Genomic DNA, 13519 nt, shown 5'->3' with positions numbered 1-13519 from the left:
AGCCGCAGGCGCCGGGCGAGCGATGGCCCGTCCCGACGGGCTGGCGCTTTGGCCAGTCGCGCACCAGCCCGACATGACCAACGCAATTGGCTGCCATAAAGTGCCAAATATGAATGATAGTACGCCACCCCACGGGCCATCGCTCGCCCTTGGATATCCAAATTCGACGGGAAATATGGCGCACCCAAGAGGATTCGAACCTCTGGCCTCTGCCTTCGGAGGGCAGCGCTCTATCCAGCTGAGCTATGGGTGCCTAGGGCTTTCGGATAATCCATAGGCGGCCCCCTCGCAAGGGCAAGTTATGCAAAGAGATCGTGGCAAAGTTCCAGCGCGTCGATCAGCACATCAACCTCGTCGGTGGTGTTATACATGCCAAATGACGCGCGGCAGGTCGCGCCCAGTCCCATGTGTTCCATCAGGGGCATGGCACAATGGGTTCCGGCCCGCACCGCCACGCCCCGTTTATCAAGGACGGTGGAAATGTCATGGGCATGGGCCGCACCGTCCAGGGTAAAGCTGAAAATCGCCGCCTTTTGCGCTGGATTTCCCTGCAGGTTCAGCCAGTTAAGGCCCGTCAATCGATCGCGCGCATAGTCACAGATGGCGGCTTCATGGGCGGCGATATTCGCCATCCCCAGCCCCATCATATACTCTAGCGCCACACCAAATCCGATGGTCTGCACGATGCCCGGCGTGCCCGCCTCGAACCGCATGGGCGGATCGTTATAGGTGACGCTGTCCTTGGACACCTCGCGGATCATATCGCCACCACCCATGAATGGCTGCATTTCAGCCATCCGCTCGGGGTGGACATAGATCGCGCCGGACCCGGATGGCCCATAAAGCTTGTGCCCCGTGATCGCGTAGAAATCGCAGCCGATATCGGCCAGATCGACGGGCATATGTACCGCCGCCTGCGACCCATCCACCAAGACAGGAACCCCCTGCGCATGCGCGCCCGTGGTGATCGCCTTGACGTCGACAATCGTGCCCAAAACGTTGGACACCTGCGTCACCGCGACCAGTTTCGTGCGCGAGGTGATCGCGTCGATCACAGCGGCTGGATCAAGGTTGCCATCGGCGTCCACATCGACCCATTTGATCACGACCCCCTGACGTTCGCGCAGAAAATGCCAGGGCACGATATTGGCGTGGTGTTCCATCACCGACAGCACGATTTCATCACCCGCCTGCATGCGCGGCATGGCCCAGCCGTAGGCGACCATGTTGATACCCTCGGTCGTGCCGGAGTTTAGGATGATATCATCCTCGCGCGGAGCGTTCAGAAAGCGGGCGATGATGGCGCGGGTGCCTTCGTATTTTTCGGTCGCAAGATTGGACAGAAAATGCAGCCCGCGATGCACATTGGCGTATTCTTCGGCGTAGCCGCGCGTTACCGCATCAATCACCACTTGCGGTTTTTGCGCAGAGGCACCGTTGTCCAGATAGACCAGCGGCTTGCCGTTCACCTGTCGTGACAGGATCGGAAAATCAGCCCGCACCTTTTTGATGTCAAACATTTATGTCTGCTCCGCCTGCGCCGACGCCGATGAAAAGAAGGATGATGGCCAACCCGACGGCGACCCCGAGAAAGGCCAGAATCATTGTCGCAATCGCGCGGCCCAAGCTATCGAACCCGTGCAGTTCCTTGACGAAAATCGCCATGCCGCGCAGGAACACCACAAACGACACAAACACAAGAATAGCGCCAAACAAGGGCACCGCCAGCATCAGCACAAGCGTGGCGACTTGCAGGACGACCATCACAATTTGCAGCCAGGCCATCAGCGCCAGCGTGCCCGGAAATGTGCCACGTCCGCCCAGGGCCTGCCCCGTAAAATATAGCGCAAAGATCATCAGGACGAGGGACGCGCCGACAAAAACCCCCTGCATCATCGGCGACGCGGGCGACATGTTCATACTGACCGGCCCGTTGACGGTTTCAACGACCATCGGTTCGACCGGAACGATCGCCTGCGAGATACCGCCCGCGATGGCCGACAAGACTGTGGCCAACAGCACCGCCAGCCAAAGATTCTCGCGCGATATATTCAAGGCCAGAACCCTGTGCGCGGCGGCGGCAGGATCAAGGATCGTCTCCCAGACCAGTTGGAAAAATCCGCTAAGCGTCATGAGATCTGCCCGCTTCGCGCAGACCCTGCACCCAGAACACGATGAACACGACGACCCAAAGCAGACCGACCGCTTGCGTCCCCGTTTCGGCGGCCCCGTTCAGGCCGACCAACAGACCGTAAAGCAAGATCACCGGCGTTGCCGCAAGCCAGGCCCAGAACAGCGCCAGCCGCGCGCCGTAACCCGTGGGACGCCCGCCAAAAAGGCGCGCGATGCCCTGCCCGAGGGCCGCAAGCCCGTAAAACATCAGCGGCGCGATCATCATCAGCCCCAAAAAGGCATAGGCCGCATCCTGCGTGAAATCGCCCTGCCCCAGGACGGCCGCCCGTTGCAGCGCTGGCAAGCGCGACAGGAACACGATCAGGCAACCGGCCATCAGCCACATGATCGCGCGGTCCTCGCGCTGGCCCCGCGCCAGCAGGTCGCGCACCACGCGGCGCGGGCCGCGATAGGTGCGCAGGATATCGCTCGTAATGGGCATCAGTGGTTCCTGCGCGCCAACCAGCCTGTCAGGCGGGTCAGGATTTCGTCAGCCAGTGCTTCATCCTCGATTTCCTCCAGCGCTTCGGCCAGAAACGACAGCACCAGCATATCGGTGGCCTTGCCGTGTGGCACCCCACGCGAGCGCAGGTAAAACAGCGCGTCCTCGTCAATTGCACCCGTGGTAGAGCCATGCGAACAGGCCACATCATCGGCATAGATTTCCAGTTCCGGCTTGGCCAGAAACTCGCTGTCATCATCGAGCAACAGCGCCTGGCTCAGCTGGTAGCCATCGGTCTTTTGCGCGCCTTCCCTGACCAGAATCTTGCCCTGAAACACGCCTGTTGCGCCGTTGCGCAGCACCTTTTTGAACACCTGTCGACTTTCGCCGTTCAGCGCATCGTGGGTGATGAAAACCGTGTCGTCATGGTGAAAATCCGCGCCGTCCCCAAGGGCGGCTCCGGCCACATGGGCCACGGCATCGTCACCGGTGATTTCAATGACGAACTCGTTGCGGGTCAACGCCCCATTCGCCGTAAGTGTAAACGATTTCAACACGCTCTCCTGCCCGAGACGGGCAAAGGAATGGGTCACGGCGCGGCGTTCGTGCACGCGGCCCTGACTGCGTATGTGGTGAAACGCCGCGCCATCGGCGACATCAACTTCCATCGCCTTGTTGAACCGCGCAGCGGCGGGGCCAACCTCGAGCAGGGTCAGCGAGGCGCCTTTTTCAACTTTGATCACGTGGTGCAGGATCGCATCGGATGCATCTTTGCTGTGGATATATGTCAGGCAGACGGGTTTGGCAGCGCGGGCGGTTGCGCGGATCACCACGCCGTCCGTCGCAAAGGCCGTATTCAGCGCGGCAAGCGGGCGTTGCACCGGTGTCTGACCGGCGGTTTCCAGCGTGCCATAGAGGTCTTTGACCCAGTGGATATCGCGGGACATCGCATCGGCAAGCCGGTCAATTTCGACCCCGGCAAGGGTCAGATCGCCAGACAGGTCAGCATCAAATACGCCATCCACAAAAACGATTTCTACCCGGTCTATATCCCCGAAAAGCGGGGCTTCATCGACCACATGAAAGGTTTTCGCAGGAGCAGCATCAACCGCGTTCAGGCTGGTTGGATCGGTGTATTTCCAGTATTCGTCGCGCCCGTGCGGCAGGCCCATCGTGGTCACGCGCGCAATCGCGGCGCGGCGCAAATCCGTGGCCCAACCGGCCCCGTCTGGCAGGTCAAGCGCAGCAAGGCGCGCGTGCGTTGTATCGGCTTTCATCTGCGGCAGTGCCATCAGGCCACCTCCGCCAGAATGTCGCCGTAGCCATTGGTTTCTACTTCAAGTGCCAGTTCCGGCCCACCGGTCTTGACGATCCGGCCATCGGCCATGATATGCACGACATCAGGTTTGATGTGATCCAGAAGTCGTTGATAATGCGTGATAACAAGAAACGAGCGACCGGCATCGCGCAGGGCGTTCACCCCTTCGGAGACCAGTTTCATCGCGTCCACGTCCAAGCCGGAGTCCGTTTCATCCAGCACGCACATCTTGGGTTCCAGCATCGCCATTTGCAGAATCTCGTTACGTTTCTTTTCGCCACCCGAAAAGCCGACATTGACCGGACGTTTCAGCATATCGGCGTCGATTTTCAGGGTCTTCGCCTTTTCGCGCACAACTTTCAGGAACTCACCGGCTGACATTTCGTCCTGCCCGCGGGCCTTGCGCTGCGCATTCACGGCGGTGCGCAAAAAGGTCATGTTGCCCACGCCGGGAATTTCGACGGGGTATTGGAACGCCAGAAACAAGCCGGCAGCGGCGCGTTCTTCGGGCTCCATGTCCAGCAGGTCAACACCGTCAAGCGTGGCGCTGCCGCCGGTGACCTCGTAGCCGTCCTTGCCCGAAAGCACATAAGACAGCGTCGATTTGCCGGATCCGTTCGGCCCCATGATCGCATGCACCTTGCCCGCCTCAAGCGTCAGGTCCACCCCCTTGAGGATCTGCTTGTCCTCTTCTTCAAGTTTGACCTTCAAGCCTTTGATCTCAAGCATAATACTCTCCTAGTCGCGCGCGTTGCGCCGTCATTGTTTCTTGGTCATCGTGGCCATCACCCAGCCCAGATCGGCAGGCGGAATGGTCATAGGTTCTATATCGAAACGGGCCATGCGCCCGCGTATTTCGGTCGGTTTTCCATAGCGTTCGATCGCGTGATAGGGTGCGCGTTCAAGGTAGTCGTCAAAATAGACCGTCACGGGCTTGGCGGTGCTGAACAGCGTCGCCAGATAACAGCCCGCGCGAAACCGCCCATCTACCAGCACCAGATCGGGGGCGATAAAATCCTCGCGCTCCCAAATCCCCAGCGGATAGCGGTGCCATTTGCGCCAGCGTTTTTCGTGGGTCGGCATGCCCCATTTACCCGTCGGCCCCACATCGGCGTGATGCAGATGCACGGTGCTTTTGGGCGGATTTGCATCAAACCAGGCCTGCATCCCGTCCAGCCAACCCTTGTCGCTTTCGACGGAAAAAATGGTTTTGCCGTCCATTTCCGCGCCCATGACGGTGGACCCGCCCGACCCGTATTCAAGGATCACCGAGGCATCGCCGTAAGCCGCGCGCAGCCAGTCGGCCTCGGCCTCGGGCAGGGTCAGATGAGGGCGCGTGATCACGTCAGACATTAACTGCGGCCTTTAACCCACTGATCCTTCGAGAGAAATCGCAACCAGCGCCTGCGCTTCCATGGCAAATTCCATCGGCAGGGCCTGCAACACCTCCTTGGCGAAACCGTTGACGATCAGCGCGACGGCTTCTTCCTCGTCCATCCCGCGCGAGCGGCAGTAGAACATCTGATCGTCGTCGATCTTGCTGGTCGTGGCCTCGTGTTCGACCCGTGACGAATTATTCTTGACCTCGATATAGGGCACCGTGTGCGCGCCGCATTTATCGCCGATCAGCAGGCTGTCGCACTGGGTATAATTGCGCGAATCCTTGGCGCGCGGGTGCATCGACACCAGCCCGCGATAGGTGTTCTGCGCATGGCCCGCTGAAATCCCCTTGGACACAATCCGCGATTTTGTGCGCTTGCCAAGATGGACCATTTTCGTGCCCGTGTCGGCCTGCTGGTAGTTGTTGGCGATGGCGATGGAGTAAAATTCGCCTTGTGAATCGTCACCACGCAGGATGCACGAAGGGTATTTCCACGTCACGGCAGAGCCGGTTTCAACTTGGGTCCACATCACCTTGGCGCGGTCGCCGCGGCAATCGGCGCGTTTGGTGACAAAGTTATAGATGCCACCCTTGCCGTTTTCATCGCCGGGATACCAGTTTTGCACGGTGGAATATTTCACCTCGGCGTCTTCCATGATCACGATCTCGACCACGGCGGCGTGCAATTGGGCGATGTCACGTTTGGGGGCAGTGCAGCCCTCAAGGTAGGACACATAGGCGCCCTTGTCGCAGATGATCAGGGTGCGTTCGAACTGGCCGGTATTTTCGGCGTTGATGCGGAAATAGGTGGACAGCTCCATCGGGCATTTTGTGCCGGGTGGAATGTAGACGAACGACCCGTCGGAAAACACCGCGCTGTTCAGCGTAGCATAGAAATTATCCGAGACCGGCACAACCGAGCCGAGGTATTTGCGCACCAGCTCGGGGTGTTCGCGGATCGCCTCGCTGATCGAACAAAAGATCACACCAGCCTTTTTCAACTCGGCCTGGAATGTGGTGCCGACAGACACGGAATCAAACACCGCATCCACGGCCACCTTGCGCCCGTCCGCAGGCACATCCTCGGCCCCTTCGACGCCGGCAAGGATCATCTGTTCCTTCAGCGGAATACCAAGTTTTTCGTATGTTGCCAGTAGCTTGGGGTCTACGTCGTCCAGGCTTTTGGGCTTTTCCATCATCGATTTCGGGCGGGCATAGTAATACTGGTCCTGAAAGTCGATCTCGGGATAATCGACCATCGCCCAGTCCGGTTCCTTCATCTGCAACCAGCGTTCATAGGCCGCCAGTCGCCACTCCAGCATCCATTCGGGTTCGTCGTTGTTCTTCGAAATCAGGCGCACGATATCATGGGTCAGCCCCTTGGGGGCATAATCCATTTCAATATCCGTGTCCCAACCGTGCTTGTAGGTGCCCGAAAGTGCCTGCACGGCTTCGACTGTGTCCTGATCAACGCCGTCTTTGACGTCTACTTTATCCAGTGCGGTCATGTTTTAACCCCTTTCAGGCAGCGCGTGCGCGGTGCCGTTTCAACGTATCGTTCCAGTCCTGCGCGAACCGCAGCACCTCGTCTTCGGTCGTGTCCGGCCCCAGCGAGACGCGCACAGCGCTCGCGGCCAGATCATCACCGTATCCCATCGCGCGCAGCACACGGCTGGCACGCACCTTGCCGCTGGAACAGGCCGAGCCTGCGCTGATCGCGTATCCGGCAAGGTCCATCGCCATGACCTGCGTTTCGCCCTTCCAGCCCGGCGTGATGAAACACGAGGTATTGGGCAGGCGTTGCGCGCCATTCCCGACAAAAATAGTTTCCTTTGCGTCGGCAGCAAGAGCCTCTTCTAGAATATTCCGCAGAATGGCAACCCGATCCCAGGTGCCATCCGCCAATTCTTGCGCGGCCATTTCGGCGGCTGCCCCGAATCCGGCGATTCCTGCGACGTTTTCGGTGCCTGACCGGCGGCCCATTTCCTGCCCGCCACCCCTGATTTGCGCTGCGATATCCGTGCCTTGGGCAAAGATCAGCGCGCCGACACCCTTTGGCCCGCCCAGCTTGTGGGCCGACAGGAAAATCATCCCCGCGCCTGACCAGCTATAGGCAAAGGGGATGCGGCCAATCGCCTGCGTCACATCGCTGACGGCGATCCCCTGGGGCAAGTCCTGGATGATGCCGGTTTCCGAGTTGGCCAGTTGCAATGTTGTCGTGGCGGGGTCCGTCACGGTCACCTGCCCCTGCGCGTCCACCGGCAGGTCCGGGTCAATCCAGCCCAGCACCGCGTCATGTTCAATCTCGGCGCCGCGCAGCCCGCGCCCGGCCAGCGCAAGCGCCGCAGCCTCGGTCGCGCCCGAGGTAAACACCACATCCGCGCCGCTGGCCCCCACGGCCGCTGCAACCTGCGCGCGGGCGCGTTCAACAATCGCCTTGGCGGCGCGCCCCTCGGCGTGAACCGAGGACGGGTTGCCGACACAGTCCATCGCCGCGATCATGGCCGCGCGCGCGCAGGGCCGCAGCGGTGATGTGGCGTTGTGGTCAAGATAGATGCGCGGTTTCACTCGTCCACGACCTCGAACAGGTTGGGCACTGCGGGACATGGGACCAGATCGTTTTTCACCACATCCGACAGGCGGGTCTGGTGCAAAAACACGTAAACATGCGCGCTCAGCCCTTCCCACAGGCGGTTGGTCAGGGATTGCGCGCGACTGCCCGAGGCGCCACCCGATGCGCCCGCCCCTTTGTGCATCGCGCTGACGGTTTCATCCACGGCGGCCAGAATATCGACCACGCGGATGTCGGCGGGCGGCAGGGCAAGACGGTATCCGCCCCCTGGGCCGCGCACGCTTTCGACCAGCCCGGCGCGGCGCAGTTTCACAAACAGTTGCTCAAGATAGGGCAGCGAAATATCCTGCCGCCCCGAAATCTCGCCCAAGGATACCAGCGCGCCCGCAGGCTGCAACGCCAGATCGGCCAGCGCGACCATCGCATAGCGTCCCTTGGTGCTCAGTTTCATGGCGATTTACCCCTGATCACGCCCGCATCGGGGCGCTATTGCATTGACGCGCGACAACCGCGCCATTAACTCGGTCAGGCCGGAGTGCACCCCAAAAGGCGCGGCTACGGCATTTAGAACCTTTCTAAGGTGCCTGATTGTTTTCGTCAAGAATGCGTCGCGCGCCTGCAACACCAAAGCAGGGATGCCTATGCCCGAAGTGATTTTCCCCGGCCCCGAAGGCCGGCTTGAAGGCCGTTACCACCCCCAGAAAGAACGTGACGCACCGATTGCCATCGTGTTGCACCCGCATCCGCAATTTGGCGGGACGATGAATAACCGCGTGGTCTATAATTTGCATTACGCGTTTTACAATATGGGGTTCACGGTGCTGCGCTTCAACTTTCGCGGTGTGGGCAGATCGCAGGGCGAATACGATCAGGGGATCGGCGAATTGTCTGATGCCGCGTCAGCGCTTGATTACCTGCAATCCATGAACAACAACGCGAAACACTGCTGGGTCGCGGGCTTCAGCTTTGGTGCCTGGATCGGGATGCAGCTGCTGATGCGCCGCCCCGAAATCACCGGTTTCATCAGCGTCAGCCCGCCTGCCAACATGTATGACTTCAGTTTCCTTGCGCCCTGCCCGTCCTCGGGTTTGGTAATCAACGGCACGGCCGACCGCGTGGCGCCGCCGCAGGATACCGTGAACCTTGTGAACAAATTGCACGAACAAAAAGGTATCACCGTCACCCATGATGAAATCGAAGGCGCGGGGCATTTCTTTGAGGATCCGCATATGGACACGATGATCGACACCGTGTCGGGCTATGTGAAACGCCGCCTGACCGAGAACACGCGCTGACGACATGGGACAGTTGGAAGATACCGCAGACGAACTGGCCCAGCTGGCGCTGGCTGATCAGGAACGCTCGGGCGATGAAAAGGTGGTGGACGAGGTCGGCGAGATCCTCGGCGCCTCCTCGCAGACCCTGCAAGAGGCCTATTTGACGGCCGTGCGCGTGCGACGCGCCGAAACCCGCGCGCGCGCATTGCTGAACCGGCGCGCAATCGCGGCCAAAAATGCGACGCCGGGCAAGATCACCCCGCGCGAGCCCGAGTGACCGCCTGCCACGGCTTTCCTGATCCGGCGTTTATTGACGCGATGCTGGCGGCGGGTGTTCGCCGCCCTGCCCGCGCGACGGTTACCACATGAGCAAGCGGATCACGCAACAACTGGCGTTTCTGACCGAAGCGGACAAACTGAAATCGGTGCTGCGTGCAACAACACTGTGTCACGACACACGGCGTGAAAATTCCGGCGAACATAGTTGGCATATCGCACTTTATGCACTGGTGATGGCCGAACATGCGGTGACCGCCGTGAACATCGACCGGGTGATCAGGATGCTGCTGATCCACGACCTTGTGGAAATTGATGCCGGTGACAATCCGATCCACGGCGATCACGACCCGGCCGAAATGGCGGCAGTGGAACAGGCGGCGGCGGATCGGCTGTTCGGGATGTTGCCGGACGATCAGGGCCGCGATCTGCGCGACCTGTGGGAAGAATTTGAAGCGGCTGAAACTGACGATGCGGTTTTTGCCAAGTCGCTGGATCGGGTGCAGCCGCTGATGTCCAATCTGGAAAGCGGCGGGCGCAGCTGGATCGACTATGACGTGACCCGTGATCAACTGCAAACCCGTGTCGGTGCCAAGGTGGAACGCGGCGCCCCCGCGATCTGGGAGGCGATCAAGACCCGCATTGATGCGTGGTTCGCGGAAAACCGCTAGCCTGCGACAAAACCGTATACCATTGCATACAGCCCTTTCCCCCAGCGCCGGAATGCGCTATGCCGCCTTCAAACACAATCCAGCCAAAGGGACACCCCCATGACCAAGATCAAGGTAGACAACCCTGTCGTCGAGCTCGACGGCGACGAGATGACCCGCATCATCTGGGACTTTATCAAGAAAAAGCTGATCCTGCCCTATCTCGACATTGACCTGAAATACTATGACCTTGGCATTCAGGCCCGTGACGACACCAATGACCAGATCACCGTGGACGCGGCCCATGCGATCCAGAAATACGGTGTTGGCGTCAAATGTGCGACCATCACGCCTGACGAGGCCCGTGTCGAAGAGTTTGGCCTGAAGGAAATGTGGCGCAGCCCCAACGGCACGATCCGCAACATTCTGGGTGGCGTGATTTTCCGCCAGCCGATCATTTGCTCGAATGTGCCGCGCCTTGTGCCCGGCTGGACCAAACCCATCGTCGTGGGCCGTCACGCCTTTGGCGACCAATACCGCGCCACCGATTTCAAATTCCCCGGCAAGGGCAAGCTGACCATCAAGTTCGTTGGTGAAGACGGCACCGAGATCGAGCGCGAAGTGTTTGATGCACCGGATTCAGGTGTCGTCATGGCGATGTATAATCTGGACAAATCGATCATCGACTTTGCCCGCGCCTCCATGAACTATGGTCTGGACAAGGGCTGGCCGGTCTATCTGTCCACCAAGAACACGATCCTGAAACAGTATGACGGGCGCTTTCTGGAACTGTTCCAGCACATCTATGACACTGAATTTAAAGACAAGTTCGAAGCGGCGGGCATCACCTACGAACACCGCCTGATCGACGATATGGTCGCCTGCGCGATGAAGTGGAATGGCGGCTATGTCTGGGCCTGCAAGAACTACGATGGCGATGTGCAATCCGATACCGTGGCACAGGGCTTTGGCTCCTTGGGGCTGATGACATCCGTGCTGATGACCCCCGATGGCCAGACCGTCGAGGCCGAAGCGGCCCACGGCACCGTCACTCGCCACTACCGCCAGCATCAGAAGGGCGAGGCGACCAGCACCAACTCCATCGCGTCGATCTATGCCTGGACGGGCGGACTGAAGCACCGCGCGAAACTGGACGACAACGCGCAACTGCTCAAGTTCGCGGAAACGCTGGAAAAGGTTGTCGTGGATACCGTGGAAAGCGGCGACATGACCAAGGATCTGGCCCTGCTGGTTGGTCCAAACCAGAAATGGCTGACCACCGAAGGATTCCTTGAAAAGGTCGATGAGAACATGAACAAGGCAATGTAAGCCACTGTTTTTATGCCGAAAGCTGGGTATCGATCCAGCTTTCCTGCAGGGGCCGTCCGGATAGGCGGCCCTTTTGCATTTGCCTGCCGACTCGCGTGGCGCAATACTTGCCGCAAAAGGAGCGCCCCAATGACCTTGACCATTCTTGCCCAGATCACGGCCATCCCCGGCAAAGAGGACGTCCTGCGCGAAGCGCTGCACAATCTGATCGCCCCGACTTTGGCCGAAGACGGCTGCATTCAATATGACCTGCACAGCGACAACGACACGCCCGGTTTCTTTGTCTTTTACGAGATCTGGGAGACCCGCGAGCTGTGGCAGGCGCATATGAAATCGCCACATATCATCGCCAATGGCCCCGCCACCGAAGGGGCCGTGGCCCATGTCCAGATCAATGAAATGACAAGAGTCCCCTAGATGGCCCGCGCGATGATCACCGACCCTGACGATTATTTCACCAAGGGGTGCGGGCGCTGCGACAAGTTCGAAACGCCCGATTGCGTCACCCGGCGCTGGCTGGGCGGGCTGACCCACCTGCGCGCGATCTGCGCCGATCTGGGGCTGACCGAAACCGCAAAATGGGGCCATCCGGTCTATATGCATAACGGACGAAATCTGGTGATCCTTGGCGCCTTTCGCGATGATTTTCGCCTGTCCTTCTTTAATGCAGGCCTGATGACAGACCCCGAAGGCATCTTGCGAAAGAAGGGCCCCAACACCCAGACGGCCGACATGATCAGCTTTAATAACAACACGCAACCTGCTGATATGAAACATATTATCCGCGCATACATCACCGAAGCGATGGGTTATGCCCAAGCCGGGATCAAAGCGGAAAAAAAGCAGGTGGAGATCGTGCTGCCCGATGAGCTGACAGCCGCGCTCGACGCTGATCCCGAATTGGCCGAGGCTTTCTTTGACCTCACGCCGGGGCGGCAGCGCAGCTATGTGATCAACCTTAATGGTGCGAAACAATCACCCACACGCGTGGCCCGCATCGCCAGGTTCCGCGACAAGATCATTGCGGGCAAAGGGGCGCTTGAGCGCTAGGGATGGACAGTGGCGCGGTGGCATTCTACCCCTGCCCCATGACCGACCAGATCCCCCCAAAAGATCGCCCCCGCCGCCATACCCTGCTTGAAGATGTGCAGGGGCTGGTGTTTGGCACGGGCATGGCCGCCACTGGCCTTGTCATCCTGACCCATCTGGGGCTGGTCACGGGACAAACGGCGGGGCTGGCCCTGTTGCTGTCATATGCCAGCGGTTACAGTTTCGGGCTGGTGTTTTTCGTCGTGAACATCCCGTTTTACTGGCTGGGCTTTCGCCGGATCGGGCTGCGGTTCACGATCAAGACCTTTGTCAGCGTTGCCATGCTGTCGCTCATGTCACTTTATTTTCCGCAGCTGATCAGCTTTGCCAGCCTCGACCCGATCTTTGGCGCGGTGCTGTTTGGTGCGGTCACCGGTGCGGGGCTGCTGGCGCTGTTCCGGCATGGCTCAAGTCTTGGCGGTGTGGGTATCCTTGCGCTTTACCTGCAGGAAAAGACCGGCTTTCGCGCCGGTTTCACCCAGCTTCTGTTCGACGCCTGCATCTTTGCGGCGGCCTTTTTCGTGATTCCGGCGGGGGCGGTTTTCTATTCCATGCTGGGCGCGCTTGTGGTCAACTTGATCATCACGTTCAACCATCGCCGCGACTGGTATGTCGCCACGTAAGGGGGACCAATGGCCGACCCTGTAATCCTTGAAGGCCTTGCCAATATGCGCATGGACCTTGGTAACGTCAAAAACGACCGCCCGCTTGCCACGGCCGCCGTGGCGCTGGTGGGCAACTGGGTTGGCGGGCGGTTTTCCCTGACGCAAACCGCACTGACATTCACCACCAACCGGATGAACGCGGCTTTTCAAAAAGACAGCGAACCGGTGGTGATCGGGCTGGACAGCCTGCGCAGTTTCGGGTTCGGGCGGATGTTCTTTGTCTTGAAAACTGTCGATCTGGACACCCAGCACGGCACCTATCGCCTGCGCTGCGCCCCCGGCAAATCGGTGCAGTTGATGGAAAAACTCCGCGCGCTTTGCCCGATGGGCGAATTTACAGGATAGCCC

At 59.7% G+C, this 13519-nt stretch carries 17 protein-coding genes and 1 tRNA gene; 8 read left to right on the top strand and 10 right to left on the bottom strand.

Annotated elements, in window-relative coordinates; translation table 11 throughout:
* Window positions 1-176: 176 nt before the first annotated feature.
* The 10 genes from FTO60_RS07085 to FTO60_RS07040 form a co-directional block, all read right to left on the bottom strand.
* Window positions 177-253, bottom strand: a tRNA-Arg gene (locus FTO60_RS07085).
* A 46-nt stretch (window positions 254-299) separates the two neighbouring features.
* Entirely contained in the window at window positions 300-1520 is a 1221-nt protein-coding gene (locus tag FTO60_RS07080) for a cysteine desulfurase (RefSeq protein ID WP_148055300.1), read from the bottom strand.
* Window positions 1513-2133, bottom strand: a complete 621-nt coding sequence (locus tag FTO60_RS07075; protein WP_148055299.1) for a Yip1 family protein — start codon at window positions 2131-2133, stop codon at window positions 1513-1515. The genes FTO60_RS07080 and FTO60_RS07075 overlap by 8 nt, the downstream gene beginning before the upstream one ends.
* On the bottom strand, window positions 2123-2614 hold the full coding sequence (locus FTO60_RS07070; protein WP_148055298.1) for a hypothetical protein: 492 nt from the start codon (window positions 2612-2614) through the stop codon (window positions 2123-2125). Before FTO60_RS07070 ends, FTO60_RS07075 begins: the two co-directional genes overlap by 11 nt.
* Window positions 2614-3906: a Fe-S cluster assembly protein SufD gene (gene sufD, locus FTO60_RS07065; RefSeq protein ID WP_148055297.1), complete on the bottom strand. Its 1293-nt coding sequence runs from the start codon at window positions 3904-3906 to the stop codon at window positions 2614-2616. Before sufD ends, FTO60_RS07070 begins: the two co-directional genes overlap by 1 nt.
* Window positions 3906-4661 (bottom strand): Fe-S cluster assembly ATPase SufC, encoded by a 756-nt coding sequence (gene sufC / locus FTO60_RS07060; RefSeq protein ID WP_148055296.1) that lies wholly within the window; start codon window positions 4659-4661, stop codon window positions 3906-3908. The genes sufD and sufC overlap by 1 nt, the downstream gene beginning before the upstream one ends.
* A gap of 30 nt (window positions 4662-4691) precedes the next feature.
* Window positions 4692-5285, bottom strand: coding sequence for a hypothetical protein (locus FTO60_RS07055; protein WP_148055295.1), 594 nt, complete (start codon window positions 5283-5285; stop codon window positions 4692-4694).
* Window positions 5286-5297: 12 nt separating this feature from the next.
* Window positions 5298-6821 carry a Fe-S cluster assembly protein SufB gene (gene sufB / locus FTO60_RS07050; protein WP_148055294.1) on the bottom strand — a complete coding sequence of 508 codons (1524 nt, stop codon included), beginning with the start codon at window positions 6819-6821 and terminating at the stop codon, window positions 5298-5300.
* Between the two features lie 13 nt (window positions 6822-6834).
* A complete protein-coding gene (locus FTO60_RS07045; RefSeq protein WP_302849708.1) occupies window positions 6835-7881 on the bottom strand; it encodes a cysteine desulfurase family protein in 1047 nt (348 codons plus the stop codon).
* Window positions 7878-8336, bottom strand: coding sequence for an Rrf2 family transcriptional regulator (locus tag FTO60_RS07040; RefSeq protein WP_148055292.1), 459 nt, complete (start codon window positions 8334-8336; stop codon window positions 7878-7880). The genes FTO60_RS07045 and FTO60_RS07040 overlap by 4 nt, the downstream gene beginning before the upstream one ends.
* Window positions 8337-8526: 190 nt before the next feature.
* Between FTO60_RS07040 and FTO60_RS07035 the strand changes: the two genes are divergently transcribed.
* From FTO60_RS07035 to FTO60_RS07000, 8 genes are all read left to right on the top strand, one after another.
* Window positions 8527-9180, top strand: a complete 654-nt coding sequence (locus FTO60_RS07035) for an alpha/beta hydrolase (protein WP_148055291.1) — start codon at window positions 8527-8529, stop codon at window positions 9178-9180.
* A gap of 4 nt (window positions 9181-9184) precedes the next feature.
* Window positions 9185-9439 carry a hypothetical protein gene (locus tag FTO60_RS07030; protein ID WP_148055290.1) on the top strand — a complete coding sequence of 85 codons (255 nt, stop codon included), beginning with the start codon at window positions 9185-9187 and terminating at the stop codon, window positions 9437-9439.
* An 88-nt stretch (window positions 9440-9527) separates the two neighbouring features.
* Complete coding sequence (locus tag FTO60_RS07025) at window positions 9528-10109, top strand: HD family hydrolase (protein ID WP_148055289.1); 582 nt, start codon at window positions 9528-9530, stop codon at window positions 10107-10109.
* A 99-nt stretch (window positions 10110-10208) separates the two neighbouring features.
* A complete protein-coding gene (locus FTO60_RS07020; RefSeq protein ID WP_148055288.1) occupies window positions 10209-11417 on the top strand; it encodes an NADP-dependent isocitrate dehydrogenase in 1209 nt (402 codons plus the stop codon).
* A 129-nt stretch (window positions 11418-11546) separates the two neighbouring features.
* The gene (locus tag FTO60_RS07015) at window positions 11547-11834 is read left to right on the top strand and encodes a putative quinol monooxygenase (protein ID WP_148055287.1); all 288 of its coding nucleotides are present in this window, start codon (window positions 11547-11549) and stop codon (window positions 11832-11834) included.
* Window positions 11835-12467: a YdeI family protein gene (locus FTO60_RS07010; protein ID WP_217520564.1), complete on the top strand. Its 633-nt coding sequence runs from the start codon at window positions 11835-11837 to the stop codon at window positions 12465-12467. It begins immediately after the preceding gene.
* Between the two features lie 38 nt (window positions 12468-12505).
* Entirely contained in the window at window positions 12506-13129 is a 624-nt protein-coding gene (locus FTO60_RS07005) for a YitT family protein (protein WP_148055286.1), read from the top strand.
* 9 nt (window positions 13130-13138) lie between these two features.
* Window positions 13139-13516 (top strand): hypothetical protein, encoded by a 378-nt coding sequence (locus FTO60_RS07000; RefSeq protein WP_148055285.1) that lies wholly within the window; start codon window positions 13139-13141, stop codon window positions 13514-13516.
* The last annotated feature ends 3 nt before the right edge of the window (window positions 13517-13519 follow it).

The organism is Octadecabacter sp. SW4 (assembly GCF_008065155.1).
Taxonomy (GTDB): Bacteria; Pseudomonadota; Alphaproteobacteria; order Rhodobacterales; family Rhodobacteraceae; genus SW4.
The sequence above is the reverse complement of the archived record's forward strand: the minus strand, read 5'-3'. Positions and strand labels throughout refer to the sequence as shown.

Bases quoted from the DNA above. Each gene is read 5' to 3' on its own strand.
- FTO60_RS07080 (WP_148055300.1), bottom strand. From the start codon at position 1,520: ATGTTTGACATCAAAAAGGTGCGGGCTGATTTTCCGATCCTGTCACGA.
- FTO60_RS07075 (WP_148055299.1), bottom strand. From the start codon at position 2,133: ATGACGCTTAGCGGATTTTTCCAACTGGTCTGGGAGACGATCCTTGAT.
- FTO60_RS07070 (WP_148055298.1), bottom strand. From the start codon at position 2,614: ATGCCCATTACGAGCGATATCCTGCGCACCTATCGCGGCCCGCGCCGC.
- sufD (WP_148055297.1), bottom strand. From the start codon at position 3,906: ATGGCACTGCCGCAGATGAAAGCCGATACAACGCACGCGCGCCTTGCT.
- sufC (WP_148055296.1), bottom strand. From the start codon at position 4,661: ATGCTTGAGATCAAAGGCTTGAAGGTCAAACTTGAAGAAGAGGACAAG.
- FTO60_RS07055 (WP_148055295.1), bottom strand. From the start codon at position 5,285: ATGTCTGACGTGATCACGCGCCCTCATCTGACCCTGCCCGAGGCCGAG.
- sufB (WP_148055294.1), bottom strand. From the start codon at position 6,821: ATGACCGCACTGGATAAAGTAGACGTCAAAGACGGCGTTGATCAGGAC.
- FTO60_RS07040 (WP_148055292.1), bottom strand. From the start codon at position 8,336: ATGAAACTGAGCACCAAGGGACGCTATGCGATGGTCGCGCTGGCCGAT.
- FTO60_RS07035 (WP_148055291.1), top strand. From the start codon at position 8,527: ATGCCCGAAGTGATTTTCCCCGGCCCCGAAGGCCGGCTTGAAGGCCGT.
- FTO60_RS07030 (WP_148055290.1), top strand. From the start codon at position 9,185: ATGGGACAGTTGGAAGATACCGCAGACGAACTGGCCCAGCTGGCGCTG.
- FTO60_RS07025 (WP_148055289.1), top strand. From the start codon at position 9,528: ATGAGCAAGCGGATCACGCAACAACTGGCGTTTCTGACCGAAGCGGAC.
- FTO60_RS07020 (WP_148055288.1), top strand. From the start codon at position 10,209: ATGACCAAGATCAAGGTAGACAACCCTGTCGTCGAGCTCGACGGCGAC.
- FTO60_RS07015 (WP_148055287.1), top strand. From the start codon at position 11,547: ATGACCTTGACCATTCTTGCCCAGATCACGGCCATCCCCGGCAAAGAG.
- FTO60_RS07010 (WP_217520564.1), top strand. From the start codon at position 11,835: ATGGCCCGCGCGATGATCACCGACCCTGACGATTATTTCACCAAGGGG.
- FTO60_RS07005 (WP_148055286.1), top strand. From the start codon at position 12,506: ATGACCGACCAGATCCCCCCAAAAGATCGCCCCCGCCGCCATACCCTG.
- FTO60_RS07000 (WP_148055285.1), top strand. From the start codon at position 13,139: ATGGCCGACCCTGTAATCCTTGAAGGCCTTGCCAATATGCGCATGGAC.